Here is a 13,563-nt window from a genome sequence, read left to right as displayed (position 1 = left end):
TGTGAGGCCTCCCCGTACCGACGACCGAGGAGCGCCCCATGATCCCCGTCCCCGCCCGCATGCCGGCGCTCTACCTCAGCCACGGTGCCCCGCCGCTCGCCGACGACCCGCTCTGGCCGGGCGAGCTGGCCGCCTGGTCGGCGTCCCTGCCCCGACCCGCCGCGATCCTGATGGTCTCCGCCCACTGGGAGGAGGCCCCGCTCGCCCTCGGCGCCACCGAACCCGTCCCGCTGGTCCACGACTTCTGGGGCTTCCCCGAGCACTACTACGAGGTGCGCTACGGGGCCCCGGGCGCCCCGGGGCTCGCCGCCTCGGTGCGGGCGCTGCTACGGGCCCCCGGCACCCCGGTGCAGGACCTGCCCGGGCGCGGGCTCGACCACGGCGCGTACGTGCCGCTGGTCGAGATGTTCCCCGAGGCGGACATACCGGTCCTCCAGATCTCCCTGCCGACCCTGGACCCCCGCCGCCTGATGGACCTGGGGCGCAAGCTGGCGCCCCTGCGCGACGAGGGGGTGCTGATCGTCGGCAGCGGCTTCTTCACCCACAACCTGGCGGCGCTGCGGCATGCGGGCGTGCCCGCCTGGTCGGCGGAGTTCGACGCGTGGGGGCACGAGGCGCTGGTGGCCGGGGACCTGGACGCCCTGATCGACTTCCAGGCCAGGTCGCCCTCGGGCCGCCTGGCCCACCCCCGTACGGAACACTTCGCCCCGCTCTTCGTCACCCTCGGCGCGGCCGAGGCCTCCGGGGACCTCGGTGCCCGCCGCGACGCGGTGGACGGCTTCTGGATGGGCCTGTCGAAGCGCTCCGTGCAGTTCGGGTAGCGGGCCCGGGCGGCCACCGGCCGGGGGCGCGGCCGATGGGGGAGTCGTTCCGGACAGCAAGGATACTTGCCGCATATCCGGTCATTCGATCGTCAGTCCAGGCAACCGGAACCGGCCCCGGGCCGTCTTCAGGGTGGGAGCGCACCCGCAGACGCCGGTACCGGCGCCGTTCCCGGGCAGGGACTGTTGTGTCACGTGTGACGGCTGTCTCATGGACGCGGTGGTTCCGCATCCCTGTGAGGATGGCCGACCGCCTCCCACCCGGGCCTGACCTGCACCTCTGCGGATTCACGCAGGATCCGGCCCCGTCTCGCGGCGGGGCAGGATACTGCAAGATCTCGACAAAGAGGGGGCAACGTGGGAATTCTGTCCCGATTCCAGTCGTTGTTTCCTTCGGAAGCGGGCACTCGGGAGAGTGTCCAGGGACGTACCGCCGCACCACTGGCGGCCGTCCGGCAGCCGCACCGCGACCGAACTCATCGCTAGGGAGCACGCATGGCAACCCGCGCCGTCGCCCGTCGTCAGTCCACGAGCAGCGCCCGCGCTGTGGGCGGGGAGATCGCAGACCGCGACCTGGTCGGCATGTACCTGGACGAGATCGCGCGTACCCCGCTGCTCGACGCCGCCAAGGAAGTGGAGCTCTCCCAGATCATCGAGGCGGGCGTGTACGCCCAGCAGCTCCTCGACGGCGCCCTGGAGCCCGAGGTCCGCGAGGACGGCGCGCCGGGCCCCGCGCGCGAAGAGCTGGAGGCGCTGGCAGCGGAGGGCGAGCGCGCCAAGGAAGTCTTCATCCGCTCCAACCTCCGCCTCGTCGTGGCCGTCGCCCGCCGCTACCCGCGCAGCGGCCTGCCGCTCCTCGACCTCATCCAGGAGGGCAATGCCGGCCTGGTCCGCGCCGTCGAGAAGTTCGACTACGCGAAGGGCTTCAAGTTCTCCACGTACGCGACGTGGTGGATCCGCCAGGCCATCACCCGCTCCATCGCCGACCAGTCCCGCACCATCCGCCTCCCCGTCCACCTCGTCGAGGAGCTCGGCCGGATCCGCCGGATCCAGCGCGAGTTCAACCGCGAGAACGGCCGGGACCCGGAGCACGCGGAGATCGCCGCCGCGCTCGACTCGACGGAGAAGCGCGTCGGCGACGTACTGGACTGGGCCCGCGACCCGGTCAGCCTCAACATGTCGGTGGACGACGACGGCGACACCCAGTTCGGGGACCTCCTGGAGGACACCTCCGCGATCTCCCCCGAGCAGTCCGTCCTGTCGCTGCTCCGCAGCGAGGAGCTGGAGGACCTGCTGGGCAAGCTCGACCAGCGCACCGCCTCGATCATCAAGATGCGGTACGGCATCGAGGACGGCCGCGAGCGGACCCTCACCGAGGTCGGCAAGCAGCACGGACTGACCCGCGAGCGGATCCGCCAGATCGAGAAGCACGCCCTGCTGGAGCTGAAGCGCATGGCCCGCGACACCGGCTTCGACGCCGTGGCCTGACGGGCCCCCGGGGCCCCTCCGGTACGCGGCCCCCGGCACGAGCCGCTCCCGCGGTACGAGTCCCACCCCCCCCCTGTACGAGCCCCGGCGCCTATCCCCCCCAGGCGCCGGGGCTCCCTCCTACCGGGTGCCGGGCGCGGCCGAGAGGCGGGCGCCGAGGTCGGCGGCCGCCGACGACAGGGCCGGCGGGGAGTGCACGGTGAAGGTCAGGCCGGTCAGGGCCAGCCGGGCCGCCAGCCACTCCGGCGGCTCGCCCGTCTCGAAGCGGACCCGCATCCCGTCCGCCGTCTCCACGAGGTCGTGCTCCCGGTCCCGCAGCCACTGCGGCAGCTCCGCCGCACCGGCCCCCAGGGTGACGTCCACCGGGTACGTCTCGCCGCCCCGCAGCCCCTTGCGCACGAACGCCTCCGCATCCATCGGCAGAACCCGCGGCGCGAACCGCGCCCCGGTCGCGAACGGCTCGCTCACCCGGTCCACCCGGAAGGTCCGCCAGTCCTCCCGCTCCAGGTCGTAGGCCATCAGGTACCACCGGCTGCCCGTGCTGACCAGCCGGTAAGGCTCCACCAGTCGCTTGGAGTCCGCCCCGTCCCGCGCCCGGTACGCGAACCTCAGCCGCTCCGGGCCGGCCACCGCCGAGGCCATCGTCGTCAGCGTCCGGGGGTCCACGCTCGCCCCGTCCCCGCGCGTCAGCGCGACCGTGGCCGACTGGAGCGCGCTCACCCGCCGCCGCAGCCGCGAGGGCAGGACCTGCTCCAGCTTCGCCAGCGCCCGTACGGAGGCCTCCTCGACCCCCTCGATCGCATGCCCGGCCCCGGCCCGCAATCCCACCGCGATCGCCACCGCCTCCTCGTCGTCGAGGAGCAGCGGCGGCATCGCGGCCCCCGCCACCAGCCGGTAGCCTCCCTCCGCGCCGAGCGTGGCCTCCACCGGGTACCCGTAGTCCCGGAGCCGCTCGATGTCCCGCCGGATCGTGCGGGCGCTCACCCCCAACCGGTCCGCCAGCTCGCTCCCGGGCCATTCGCGGGGGGTCTGGAGGAGGGACAGCAGGGACAGCAGCCGTGCCGGGGTGTCGGTCATGAATCCAGGTTGCCAGCGAAATAGGACACGGACGGACCTACATGCCGTCTAGGTTTCTCTCCATGAGCACCGAGACGTCCAGGACATCGCCCGAAAGAGAGAACGGGCCCGTACGAGAAGAGCGGGACAAGGCCGCGGCCGCAGCACCGGACCCGGGCCACATACCCGGCGCCGCCCCCGAGGACCCGGCCGGGCAGGGCAGCGGATCGCCCGCCGACCGCCGCCGCTGGCTGGCGCTCGCCATCGTGATGACCGCGGCCTTCATGGACCTGGTCGACGTCACGATCGTCAACATCGCGATACCCAGCATGCGCGGCGGCTTCGGCGCCTCCACGAGTGCGATCCAGTGGATCACCGCCGGCTATGCCCTCGCGTTCGCCGCCGGCCTGATCACCGGCGGCCGTCTCGGTGACATCTACGGCCGCAAGCGCCTCTTCCTCGTCGGCATCGCCGGCTTCACCGTCGCCTCGCTGCTCTGCGGCATCGCCGCCGACCCGGGCATGCTCGTCGCCTCCCGCCTCCTCCAGGGCGCCATGGCGGCCATGATGGTCCCGCAGGTCCTGGCGATCATCCACGTCACCTTCCCGCCGCACGAGCGGGGCAAGGTCTTCGGCATGTTCGGCGCGATCGTCGGCCTCGGCGCGGTCTCCGGCCCCATGCTCGGCGCGCTGCTCACCCAGTGGAACCTCTTCGGCCTCGAATGGCGCCCGATCTTCCTGATCAACCTGCCGGTCGGCATCGCCGGAGTGATCCTGGGCCGCAAGTTCATCACCGAGTCCAAGGCCCCGCAGGCCCTGCGCCTCGACCTGGTCGGCGTGGTCCTCGCCACTCTGGCCCTGGTCATGCTGATCTTCCCGCTCACCCAGGGCCGCGAGCACGGCTGGCCGCTGTGGGGCTTCCTCTGCATGGCCGGTGCGCCGTTCGTCTTCGCCGGCTTCATCGCGTACGAGAAGTACAAGATCAAGAAGGATGGCTCCCCGCTCGTGGAGCTCTCCCTCTTCAAGGTCAAGAGCTTCGCGGGCGGCATCGCCGTCCAGCTGACCTTCGGCATCGCGACCGGCATCTTCTTCCTGGTCTGGACGCTGTACATGCAGATGGGCCTCGGCTGGAGCGCGCTGCGCGCCGGCACCACCGGCATCCCGTTCTCCATCGCCGTCTCGGCCGCCGCGGGCATCTCCGTACAGAAGCTCGTCCCGCGCTTCGGGCGCAAGGTGCTGCAGGCGGGGGCCCTGACCATGGCCGCGGGCCTGCTCCTCTACATCTGGGAGTCGGAGCACTACGGCATGGGCATCACCTCCTGGCAGATGGCGCTCCCGCTGGTGGTCATGGGCGTCGGCATGGGCCTGATCGTGGCCCCGCTCACCGACACCGTCCTCTCCGAGGTGCCGCGCGAGCACGCCGGTTCCGCCTCCGGCCTGATCAACACCACCGGCCAGATGGGCAACGCCCTGGGCCTCGGCCTCACCTCCGTGGTCTTCTTCGGCCTGATCGACAACGAGAGCGTCCCCGGCGCCCACTACGTGGAGGCCTTCCGCGGTGCGCTGTGGTGGGTGGTGGCGGTCCTGGTCGTGATCTTCGCGGTGATGTTCATGCTGCCGCGCCGGCAGCTCCCGCCCGCTCAGCGGGAGGGCGGCCCCGAGGCGGCCGGCCTCGCCCCCGAGAAGGTCCCCGCCGGATAGCCCCGCCGTGTGACCCTTGCACCGGGCATGTCCGCTTTTGTTGGCGGACATGCCCGTTTGTTTTGTTTTAGGGCCATGACGCCGTACGGTGGAGAGCAAGCCACAGAACCGGGCATGCCGAGCCCCCTCACGGACGGACCCGACCCCCCATGTACGCACCGGAGCGTCAGCAGGAGATCCTCCGCCTCGCCCGCGAGGCGGGCCGGGTCGAGGTGCTCTCCCTGGCCGACCGGTTCCAGGTCACCGCCGAGACCGTACGCCGCGACCTCACCGCCCTCGACCGGGCGGGCCTGGTCCGCCGGGTGCACGGTGGGGCCATACCGGCCGGCCGTCTCGACTTCGAGCCGGACCTCGGCGAGCGCGAGGCCACCGCCGCCGACGAGAAGGACCGCATCGCGGCCGCGGCCCTGACCGAACTCCCCGACGGCGGCAGCGTGGTCCTCGACGCCGGCAGCACCGTGGGCCGCCTCGCGGCCGGGATCCCGCTGGAGGCCGCGCTCACCGTGGTCACCCACGCGCTGCCCGTCGCCGCCCGCCTCGCCGGCCACACCGGCATCGACCTCCACCTCGTCGGCGGCCGCGTCCGGCACCGCACCCGCGCCGCCGTGGACGCCTGGGCCCTGCGCGCCTACGCCGAGATCCGGGCCGACGTCCTCTTCCTCGCGACCAACGGCTTCACGGCCGGGCGCGGCCTCACCACCCCCGACCTCGCGGAGGCCGCCGTCAAACGGGCCGCGATCGCCGCGGCCCGCCGGGTCGTCCTCCTCGCCGACTCCGCGAAGGCCGGACAGGAGCACTTCGCGTGCTTCGCCTCCTTCGCGGAGGTGGACCTGCTCATCACGGACACGGGGCTCGCCCCCGCTGACGAGGCGGCGATCGTCGCCGCCGGTACGGAAGTCGTGCTCGTATGATCCTCACCGTCACCCCCAACCCCTCCCTCGACCGGACCTACGAGGTCCCCTCGCTGGACCGCGGAGAGGTGCTGCGCGCCACCGCCGACCGGGTCGACCCCGGCGGCAAGGGCGTCAACGTCTCCCGCGCGGTGGCGGCCGCCGGGTTCCGCACGACGGCGGTGCTCCCCCTGGGCGGCGCACCGGGCACGCTGCTCGCCGAACTCCTGGGCGCGCAGGGCGTGGACGTCACGGCGGTCTCGATCGGCGGCCGGACCCGTTCCAACGTCACCCTCGTCGAGGCGGACGGCACCCTCACCAAGGTCAACTCGGCCGGCCCGACGCTCTCCGCGGCCGAGTCCGCGCTGCTGCTGGACACCGTCCGCACCTGCGACGGCCACCCCGCCTGGATCGCCTGCTGCGGCACCCTTCCCCCCGGCCTCGCGCCCCGGTGGTACGCCGACGTGGTCGCCCGGGCCCGCGAGGCGGGCGCCCGCGTCGCCGTGGACACCTCCGGCCCGGCCCTGACCGCGGCCCTCTCGGCCCGGCCGGACCTGGTCAAGCCGAACGCGGCGGAGCTGGCGGAAGCCGTCGGCCGTCCCCTGGCCACCCTGGCCGACGCGGTCAAGGCCGCGGAGGAACTCCGCTCGCTGGGCGCGGGCGCCGTACTGGCCTCCCTCGGCGCGGACGGCCAGCTGCTGGTCTCCGCCGAGGGCACCTTCTACGGCACCGCGCCGGTGGACCCGGTCCGCAGCGACGTCGGCGCGGGCGATGCCTCCCTGGCCGGCTTCCTGATCGCGGGAGGCACCGGCGCTCCGGCCCTGGCCTCGGCCCTCGCCCACGGGGCGGCCGCGGTCCAGCTGCCCGGCAGCGCCATGCCGTCCCCCTCGGACCTGCGCCCCGCCGCGGTGCACGTCACCCGCGAACTCCCCCTGGACCTCCCGCTGTCCGGCTCCTCCACGCGGTGACGGCCATGACCTGGGCCGGGTGGTGACGGCGGCTCACCGTTTCCGCGAGGGCGCACCGGGAGATCCGGTGCGCCGCCCGCTCGTCGGGGAACGGGCGGTGCTTCCCGCGATGTTCTGTGGGGTGTTCCCGGCGGTGCTCCACGGCGGTGTTCCACGCGGTGATTCAGCGCACCCGCGCGCGCAGCTCCATGGCTTCGCGCGCGGCCGCCTCGCTCTCGTACACCTCACACATGTGCCGCCCGTCCGGCGTCGCGGTGTGCTCGACCTCCCACAGGCTGACCTCCGCCCCGTCCAGCAGGACGAAGGCGTGCTCGTACAGGCTGAAGCCGGCGTCCCGCCCGTCCGTGGTGCAGTGGCGGGCGCCGAACGCCTGGGTGATGTGATGCGCGTACGCCGAGCGCAGCCGTTCCGCCGTCGGCTCGCCGGGCCGGTCCGCGTTCTCCGCGCGCCGCAGCACCCGCCGGGCGTGATCGGCGGACTGCTCGACCGTGTACTCCCGGTGGCGGTGCGCGGGCGCCGGGGCCGACAGCAGCGCGCTCAGCACCGCCGCGTCGTCGGCCGCTTGCTCGTCGCAGGGGAGCAGCGCCGGGTCCAGGGCCGCCTCGGCCGGGGTCTCGCCGAAGAGCCGGGTCACGGCCAGGCAGGTCTCCGCCTTGCTCGCGAAGAGCTCGAAGCGCACGGTCCGGGTCCCCTCCTTCCGGTACGCCAGCTCCCACAGCGAAACCGAACCGCCGTCGGCCAGGAGATAGGTGTGCTGGCGGGTCTCCCGCCAGAGGCCCGTCGCCGGGCTGTGGTGGGTGGTATGGAGCGAAGAGCTGTGGGCGAGCGCCGTCGCGAGGCGCTCGACCAGCCGGTCCGGAAGGTCGAAGGAGTTGAGGGCGCGGCCCAGGAGTCGATCGAGGTGGGCCTCGGTTGTCTCGTACGGATCGCTCAAGGTGGGTCTCCAGGCCGTCGCAGCTTGTTACTTCGCGGAAGCTCAACGTAGCCCCTGGCTCTGACATCACGTCCGGGGTTCGGTAAAACGTCCGGGAAGCAACGGGGGTTCCCGCCACCCCTTCAGGTCAACTTGCATAGGGATCAGCACGGTTCGGCCCGCTCTGTGGTGGAGCGCGGGACTATGGGCGGCATGGCAACGAACACAGTGGGCGTACCCCGCCAGCAGGGGCGGCCCGGCACACGACACGAGGGTGAACGGGGCTCCGCCCCGAGGGGGTTGGCCTGGCTGCTGGTCCTCACCGGAGCCGCCGGTGTGCTCGCCTCCTGGGTGATCACCCTCGACAAGTTCCTCCTGCTGGAGGACCCGGACTTCAAGCCCGCCTGCAGCCTCAACCCCGTCGTCTCCTGCGGCAGCGTGATGCAGAGCGAGCAGGCGGCGGCCTTCGGCTTCCCCAACCCCATGCTGGGCCTGGTCGCGTACGCCGTCGTGGTCTGCGTGGGCGCGGGTCTCCTCGCGGGCGCCGCCTACCGTGGCTGGTTCTGGCTGGGCCTGCACGCGGGCACGTTCTTCGGCGTCGGCTTCTGCTCCTGGCTGATGGCCCAGTCGCTCTACGAGATCAACGCGCTCTGCCTGTGGTGCTGCCTCGCCTGGGTGGCGACCCTGGTGATGTTCTGGGCGGTCACCGCGCACACCGTCCGCACCGGCCTGCTCCCCCTGCCCGGCCCGCTGCGGGGCCTCTTCGCCGAGTTCGCCTGGGTGCCGCCCGTGCTGCACACCGGGGTGATCGGGATGCTGGTCCTCACCCGGTGGTGGGAGTTCTGGACCTCCTGAAGACCCGCGGGCGTACCGGCGCACGCGAGGGCCCCGGCAGCTGGAGGCTGCCGGGGCCCTCGTCACACCGCTCCACGGGCCTCAGGGGCTCGAGTCGTCCGCCAGGACGCGGGGTGAGGCGGTCAGCTGCCGACCGAGGCGTTGCCCGACAGGATCGGGATGTTGCTGAGGATGTGCGAGAGCGGCTCGTCACCCTTGGCCTGGGTGGAGTTCTCGGTGCACTGCTGGTTCTGCGGGTTCGACAGGACGTTGATGTCCTGGACGCCGACGTTGACGAGCGCGAGGATCGACTGAGCGTTGACCTTGGCCGGCAGGCCGATGCAGGGCTTGTTCAGCGTGCCCTGGACCAGGCCGAGCTGCGGGCTCAGGTCGCCGTGGGTCTTCTGGTTGCCGTAGATCTGCTGGGCACCGTTGCCGTTGACGGTGTTGATCCCGTTGTCGTTGCCGATGGCCATGGCCGGGGCCGCGGCCGCAGCGCCCGCGCCGATGGCAACGGCGGAGACCGCGGCGGCGGTCATGAACTTCTTGAACATCTTGATCCTTCTGTCGCACGAGTGCCCGCTGATGGAGCGCCCTGGTCAACTGCCCTGCCAGGGGTTTGGTTCCGCTGCTTCACTCAAACGGTCTGTGGGGGGCGCGGTTTTCCCCGGCGCGGGTGAGAAGCCTCCGGACGCCTGCGCGAAGCCCGCACGCAGCACGGACCGAAGCGCGTGCGACGTGCATGACGAGCGAGTACGGAGCCGGGGCCGCGAACCCTCCGGTTGCACTCCGTCAAAGGTGTTCGCACGGTGGGTGAGAAAGCGGATCGTTCAGGTCCGCTTCCGTGCACCCGAGAAGGAAACACCCATGCACCGCACGAAGCCGTCCCGCGCCCGCATCCTCGTCCCGTCGGCCCTCGCCGCGGCCATACTTTTCGGCGCGGCCGCCCCGGCGAGCGCCCTCGGCGACTCGGAGCGCACCGCCGCCCCCCGTGCCGCTGCCGCCGGACCCGTCGACGACCTCGTGAACGGCATCCTCGACGCCATCAAGGGCCTGCTGCCGCCGGGCGTCACCCTGCCGGACCTCAACATCCCGGAGATCAACCTCCCCGAGATCCAGCTGCCGGAGATCCCCGGCCTGGACCTCCCGCAGATCCCGGGCATCGAGCTCCCCACGCTGCCGCCGCTGACCCCGCCGGCGCTGCCGGACCCGGCCGCGCCGGTGGAGCTGGTGCCGGAGATCCCCGACATCCCCGACCTCCCGGCCCTGCGGGCCGGGCTGGGCAGCCTCCCCTAACGATCGGGAGCCGCACAGGGGTTACGACTATTGAGCTGAACAGGTCTGATCGTGTGCGGAACCGTGTCGTCTGGGAAGCTGGACCGTTTCGCTCGGTGTGCGCCCCGAATCGGGGCAGAACATCGAACAGAAGGTGCACTTCCCATGAACTCTGCCAAGAAGGCCGCCCTGGTCCTGGCCACCGCCGGTCTCGCTGCGGCCGGTGCCGCCGGCTCCGCCGTCGCCGACTCGTCGGCCGAGGGCGCGGCCGTGGGTTCCCCCGGTGTCCTCTCCGGCAACCTGCTCCAGGTTCCGGTCCACATCCCGGTGAACATCTGCGGCAACTCCGTCAGCGTCATCGGTGCGCTGAACCCCGCGTTCGGCAACATCTGCGTCAACGACTGACGTCAGTGCACGCGTGACTGTGGGCGCCCCGGCCTCGCCGGTGGCGCCCGCAGTCGTGTCCGGACCGCTCAGTGCGCGCCGCCGTTGAGCTTCACCCCGCCGAGGAGCTCGGGGGACGCCTGGGTGGCTCCGTTCGCGAGGCCGAGCACCTCGCCCGGCACGTTGTTGCGGACCTGGTTGACCTTCTGGACGGTACCCAGGACCTTGTCGATGCCCTCGCCCTGCTCGGCCAGCGCGGCCCCGATGATCTGAGGGGATCCTTCGGAGACGGGGTTCACCGCGTCCGTCACCGCCGTCACCCCGCTGGTCAGGCTCATCGGCACGGCGGCCGGTGCGTCGGCGGCGAAGGCGGGGGCGGAGGCGCCGAGGGCGGCGACGGAGCCGGCCAGGACAGCGGCGACCTTCGAGAGCTTCATTGTCGAAATCCTCATTCTTTTCGTGGGCAGAGGCGTCAGCGGCGATGGTCGCGCCGCTATCGCCTTGGGTAACGATCAGCGGCCCCTGCGGAAACGCGATCGCACGGGTACATGACAGCGGCCGGAGAATCCGACAAGGGATTCTCCGGCCGATATTTCTTCCGATGAGACGTATTGCGGGTCAGGCGATCCGGGAGCGCCGGTACAGAATGGCGCCGCCCAGGATCAGCGCCGAGGCGAGGGCCGCCGCGGCCGCGGGCCCGCCCGCGCCGGTCTCGGCGAGCACCGGGGCGCTCACGTGCGCCGGGGCCGGGGCGGGAGCCTCCGCGGGGGTGGGGGCGGGCGCCGGGGCGGACTCGGGTGCCGGCGGCAGGTGTACGGGGGCGTCACCGGCGGGTGCAGCCGGCGGCTGGTCCGCCGGGGGGACGGCTTCCGGCGCGGGGAGGGGGGCCGGGGCCGGCCTCTCCACCGGCTGGCTGCCGCGCGGGGGCCCCGGGGCGGGAGCCTCCTCGACCGGTGCCGGCGCCGGGAGCGGGACCGGGGCCTCCTCGACCGGGGCGGGCAGCGGGGCCGGGGCCTCCGGTTCCGGGGCCGGGGCGGGTGCCGGGAGCGGCTCCGGCGCGGGCTCCGGCGCGGGCTCCGGGGCGGGCTCCGGCAGGGGGCGGGGCGGCGCCGGCGGCGCGTGGTGCGCCGGGGGCGGGACGGACCCGGGGTGGTCGTCGCACTCCTCCTCGCCGGAGCTACCGTAGCCGCCGCGGCCTTCCTCGTGGCGCGGCTCCTCGTGCCGCGGGGCGGCGTGCCGCGGGGCCGCATGGCGCGGACCGGACCGCGGCGCCTCGTACCGCGGCTCCTCGTGGCGCTGCTGCGGCAGGGCGTGCCGTGCGTTCCGCTCGTCGAGGTGGCGCTCCAGTGCCGCGGCGTGCTCGGGGCTGAGGTAGCGCTCGTACGCGTGCTGGGAGGTGGGGCCGGCGTCGGAACCGGTCGTGGTGGCGCAGGTGTTCCCCATCGAGGGGTTCAGCGCCGCACCGCCGTCCACGCTGTTGCCGCACACGTTGGGTGCGAAGGTGATCGGTACCGAGACGCTGTTGCCGGACAGCACGCCCGGTGAGTGCGCGGCCTCGGCGCTCGCTCCGGCGTGGGCGTAGGCCGCGCCGGTGGCGATGGACAGCAGGCTCGACGCGGCCGCCGCCGTGAGCATCCCCTTGCCCAGTACTTGTCGGCTCAGTACCTGTCGCATGGGTCCTTCCCTGTCTACCGGCGGACGCCGGTGCTGAATCGGAGGTGGCCCCGGAGTGCACCGCCGTGCACTCCGAGGCCACCCCGAGGAGGCTCGCCCTCGCGGGCACAAGCGCTTCGTCAGGCGTTGACGCAGGTGTTGCCGAACGCGGGGTTCAGCAGCGCGATCACGTTGACGGTGTTGCCGCAGACGTTGACCGGGACGTGCACCGGAACCTGGAGCAGGTTGCCGGAGAGGACACCGGGGGAGCCGGCGGTCTTGCCCGCGGCGTCGGCGTCGGCCATGGCGGGGGAGGCGGCACCGGCGGCCATGAGAGCGCCGGCGGCCAGCACCACTGCCTTCTCGTACTTCATTTGATTTCGATCCTTCCCGCAGAGGCGTATCCGCTGCAGAAATAACAACGAGCGGTTGCGGAAAAAGAAACCGCATGATGTGGGCGGCCGGTCGGAAATTAACCCCGATGTCCGGCCTGAATTCATGGCTACGGCGGATTTCGCGCTATTCACTCGGTGCGGGGTGCACAGCCTGATCCGTTCACCGCGGGGGCCCGTACGCGGCGAGGCCGCCGCGACCCGAAGGTGCGGCGGCCTCGGAGGCGGGGGCGATCAGCTGCCGGCGGAGGCGTTGCCGGAGAGGATCGGGATGTTGCTGAGGATGTGCGAGAGGGCCTCGTCGCCCTTGGCCTGGGTGGAGTTCTCGGTGCACTGCTGGTTCTGCGGGCTGGACAGGACCGGGATGTCCTGGACGCCGACGTTGACGAGCGCGAGGACCGACTGGACGTTGGCCTTCGCCGGCAGGGCGATGCAGGGCTTGTTGAAGGAGCCCTGGATCAGAGCCATCTGCGGGCTCATGTTGCCGTACGTGGACTGGTTGCCGTAGATCTGCGCAGCGCCGTTGCCGTTCACGCTGTTGACGCCGTTGTCGTTCCCGATGGCCATCGCCTGCGGCGCCATGGCGGCACCCATGCCCACGACCGAGGCCGCAACCGCTGCCGTAGCCATCATCTTCTTGATCATTATCGTCCCTTTTTTGCAGGATTGCCCGGTGGTGGAGCATCCGGATCAACGGCCCGGCCCCGGTTCCGGTTGCGTGGCTTCACCCGGATGCCGCCGTTTCGGACGGCGAGGTTGACGCTCAGGCGTTCACGCAGGTGGTGCCGAGCGCGGGGTTCAGCAGGGCGATCACGTTGACGGTGTTGCCGCAGGCGTTCACCGGGACGTGCGGCGGGAGCTGGAGCAGGTTGCCGCTCAGCATGCCGGGGGACCCGGCCGCGACGCCCTGGGCGAGGCGCCGTCGCCGCCGTGCGCGGAGGCGAGGTCCGCGGCGCCCGTCAGGGCGGCGGCGGTCGCCACGGCCAGGGTGGCGCCGCGCATCAGTTGCTTCTTCATCTCCGCTTTTTCCTTTCCGTTCGAACGGTGCAAGCCATAACGACCCGACCGAGGCAAGGGTGCGTGCGGTCGCCCAAAAGGCCGTACGAGCGAGTCCGACGTGATTTCCAGCTCGATTTCTGACAAAGTGCACTCCTGTTTTGTCCCCTTGATCGAATACGGAGACCGGGTC

The 13,563-nt window shown here is 72.1% G+C and carries 15 protein-coding genes and 1 pseudogene; 8 read left to right on the top strand and 8 right to left on the bottom strand.

Annotated elements, in window-relative coordinates; all coding sequences use genetic code 11:
- Positions 1-38: 38 nt before the first annotated feature.
- Positions 39-821 carry a dioxygenase gene (locus tag ACFWUZ_RS06070; protein WP_384367778.1) on the top strand — a complete coding sequence of 261 codons (783 nt, stop codon included), beginning with the start codon at positions 39-41 and terminating at the stop codon, positions 819-821.
- A 495-nt stretch (positions 822-1,316) separates the two neighbouring features.
- The gene (locus tag ACFWUZ_RS06065) at positions 1,317-2,309 is read left to right on the top strand and encodes an RNA polymerase sigma factor RpoD/SigA (RefSeq protein ID WP_384367775.1); all 993 of its coding nucleotides are present in this window, start codon (positions 1,317-1,319) and stop codon (positions 2,307-2,309) included.
- A gap of 120 nt (positions 2,310-2,429) precedes the next feature.
- Here the strand turns inward: ACFWUZ_RS06065 and ACFWUZ_RS06060 are convergent, their stop codons facing one another.
- Positions 2,430-3,386 carry a helix-turn-helix transcriptional regulator gene (locus ACFWUZ_RS06060; RefSeq protein ID WP_384367772.1) on the bottom strand — a complete coding sequence of 319 codons (957 nt, stop codon included), beginning with the start codon at positions 3,384-3,386 and terminating at the stop codon, positions 2,430-2,432.
- A 62-nt stretch (positions 3,387-3,448) separates the two neighbouring features.
- Here ACFWUZ_RS06060 and ACFWUZ_RS06055 point away from each other — a divergent pair, with 62 nt between their 5' ends.
- From ACFWUZ_RS06055 to pfkB, 3 genes are all read left to right on the top strand, one after another.
- Entirely contained in the window at positions 3,449-5,065 is a 1,617-nt protein-coding gene (locus tag ACFWUZ_RS06055; protein ID WP_384367769.1) for an MFS transporter, read from the top strand.
- Positions 5,066-5,214: 149 nt separating this feature from the next.
- The gene (locus tag ACFWUZ_RS06050) at positions 5,215-5,976 is read left to right on the top strand and encodes a DeoR/GlpR family DNA-binding transcription regulator (protein WP_384367766.1); all 762 of its coding nucleotides are present in this window, start codon (positions 5,215-5,217) and stop codon (positions 5,974-5,976) included.
- Positions 5,973-6,923, top strand: coding sequence for a 1-phosphofructokinase (pfkB, locus tag ACFWUZ_RS06045; RefSeq protein ID WP_384367763.1), 951 nt, complete (start codon positions 5,973-5,975; stop codon positions 6,921-6,923). Before ACFWUZ_RS06050 ends, pfkB begins: the two co-directional genes overlap by 4 nt.
- 163 nt (positions 6,924-7,086) lie before the next feature.
- Here the strand turns inward: pfkB and ACFWUZ_RS06040 are convergent, their stop codons facing one another.
- Positions 7,087-7,857 (bottom strand): DUF6227 family protein, encoded by a 771-nt coding sequence (locus ACFWUZ_RS06040; protein ID WP_384367760.1) that lies wholly within the window; start codon positions 7,855-7,857, stop codon positions 7,087-7,089.
- A 192-nt stretch (positions 7,858-8,049) separates the two neighbouring features.
- Between ACFWUZ_RS06040 and ACFWUZ_RS06035 the strand changes: the two genes are divergently transcribed.
- Positions 8,050-8,691, top strand: a complete 642-nt coding sequence (locus ACFWUZ_RS06035) for a vitamin K epoxide reductase family protein (protein WP_384367757.1) — start codon at positions 8,050-8,052, stop codon at positions 8,689-8,691.
- A 122-nt stretch (positions 8,692-8,813) separates the two neighbouring features.
- Here ACFWUZ_RS06035 and ACFWUZ_RS06030 read toward each other — a convergent pair whose 3' ends face one another.
- On the bottom strand, positions 8,814-9,224 hold the full coding sequence (locus ACFWUZ_RS06030) for a rodlin (RefSeq protein WP_384367754.1): 411 nt from the start codon (positions 9,222-9,224) through the stop codon (positions 8,814-8,816).
- Positions 9,225-9,537: 313 nt separating this feature from the next.
- Here ACFWUZ_RS06030 and ACFWUZ_RS06025 point away from each other — a divergent pair, with 313 nt between their 5' ends.
- Both ACFWUZ_RS06025 and ACFWUZ_RS06020 read left to right on the top strand, forming a co-directional pair.
- Positions 9,538-9,966, top strand: a complete 429-nt coding sequence (locus tag ACFWUZ_RS06025) for a hypothetical protein (RefSeq protein ID WP_384367751.1) — start codon at positions 9,538-9,540, stop codon at positions 9,964-9,966.
- Between the two features lie 144 nt (positions 9,967-10,110).
- On the top strand, positions 10,111-10,350 hold the full coding sequence (locus ACFWUZ_RS06020) for a chaplin (RefSeq protein ID WP_384367748.1): 240 nt from the start codon (positions 10,111-10,113) through the stop codon (positions 10,348-10,350).
- A gap of 68 nt (positions 10,351-10,418) precedes the next feature.
- Here the strand turns inward: ACFWUZ_RS06020 and ACFWUZ_RS06015 are convergent, their stop codons facing one another.
- From ACFWUZ_RS06015 to ACFWUZ_RS05995, 5 genes and pseudogenes are all read right to left on the bottom strand, one after another.
- A complete protein-coding gene (locus ACFWUZ_RS06015) occupies positions 10,419-10,766 on the bottom strand; it encodes a hypothetical protein (protein ID WP_384367745.1) in 348 nt (115 codons plus the stop codon).
- A 181-nt stretch (positions 10,767-10,947) separates the two neighbouring features.
- Complete coding sequence (locus ACFWUZ_RS06010) at positions 10,948-12,003, bottom strand: chaplin (protein ID WP_384367742.1); 1,056 nt, start codon at positions 12,001-12,003, stop codon at positions 10,948-10,950.
- Between the two features lie 119 nt (positions 12,004-12,122).
- Complete coding sequence (locus ACFWUZ_RS06005; RefSeq protein WP_384367739.1) at positions 12,123-12,356, bottom strand: chaplin; 234 nt, start codon at positions 12,354-12,356, stop codon at positions 12,123-12,125.
- Between the two features lie 252 nt (positions 12,357-12,608).
- Positions 12,609-13,019, bottom strand: coding sequence for a rodlin (locus ACFWUZ_RS06000; protein WP_384367736.1), 411 nt, complete (start codon positions 13,017-13,019; stop codon positions 12,609-12,611).
- Between the two features lie 118 nt (positions 13,020-13,137).
- A pseudogene (locus ACFWUZ_RS05995) lies at positions 13,138-13,376 on the bottom strand (chaplin).
- Positions 13,377-13,563 lie beyond the last annotated feature (187 nt).

The sequence above is a fragment of the Streptomyces sp. NPDC058646 genome, from assembly GCF_042716875.1.
Taxonomy (GTDB): domain Bacteria; phylum Actinomycetota; class Actinomycetes; order Streptomycetales; family Streptomycetaceae; genus Streptomyces.
This window is presented reverse-complemented; position numbering and strand designations above follow the sequence as displayed.

Coding starts and splice junctions, on each gene's coding strand:
- ACFWUZ_RS06070 (WP_384367778.1), top strand. CDS start 39: ATGATCCCCGTCCCCGCCCGCATGCCGGCGCTCTACCTCAGCCACGGT.
- ACFWUZ_RS06065 (WP_384367775.1), top strand. CDS start 1,317: ATGGCAACCCGCGCCGTCGCCCGTCGTCAGTCCACGAGCAGCGCCCGC.
- ACFWUZ_RS06060 (WP_384367772.1), bottom strand. CDS start 3,386: ATGACCGACACCCCGGCACGGCTGCTGTCCCTGCTGTCCCTCCTCCAG.
- ACFWUZ_RS06055 (WP_384367769.1), top strand. CDS start 3,449: ATGAGCACCGAGACGTCCAGGACATCGCCCGAAAGAGAGAACGGGCCC.
- ACFWUZ_RS06050 (WP_384367766.1), top strand. CDS start 5,215: ATGTACGCACCGGAGCGTCAGCAGGAGATCCTCCGCCTCGCCCGCGAG.
- pfkB (WP_384367763.1), top strand. CDS start 5,973: ATGATCCTCACCGTCACCCCCAACCCCTCCCTCGACCGGACCTACGAG.
- ACFWUZ_RS06035 (WP_384367757.1), top strand. CDS start 8,050: ATGGCAACGAACACAGTGGGCGTACCCCGCCAGCAGGGGCGGCCCGGC.
- ACFWUZ_RS06030 (WP_384367754.1), bottom strand. CDS start 9,224: ATGTTCAAGAAGTTCATGACCGCCGCCGCGGTCTCCGCCGTTGCCATC.
- ACFWUZ_RS06025 (WP_384367751.1), top strand. CDS start 9,538: ATGCACCGCACGAAGCCGTCCCGCGCCCGCATCCTCGTCCCGTCGGCC.
- ACFWUZ_RS06020 (WP_384367748.1), top strand. CDS start 10,111: ATGAACTCTGCCAAGAAGGCCGCCCTGGTCCTGGCCACCGCCGGTCTC.
- ACFWUZ_RS06015 (WP_384367745.1), bottom strand. CDS start 10,766: ATGAAGCTCTCGAAGGTCGCCGCTGTCCTGGCCGGCTCCGTCGCCGCC.
- ACFWUZ_RS06010 (WP_384367742.1), bottom strand. CDS start 12,003: ATGCGACAGGTACTGAGCCGACAAGTACTGGGCAAGGGGATGCTCACG.
- ACFWUZ_RS06005 (WP_384367739.1), bottom strand. CDS start 12,356: ATGAAGTACGAGAAGGCAGTGGTGCTGGCCGCCGGCGCTCTCATGGCC.
- ACFWUZ_RS06000 (WP_384367736.1), bottom strand. CDS start 13,019: ATGATCAAGAAGATGATGGCTACGGCAGCGGTTGCGGCCTCGGTCGTG.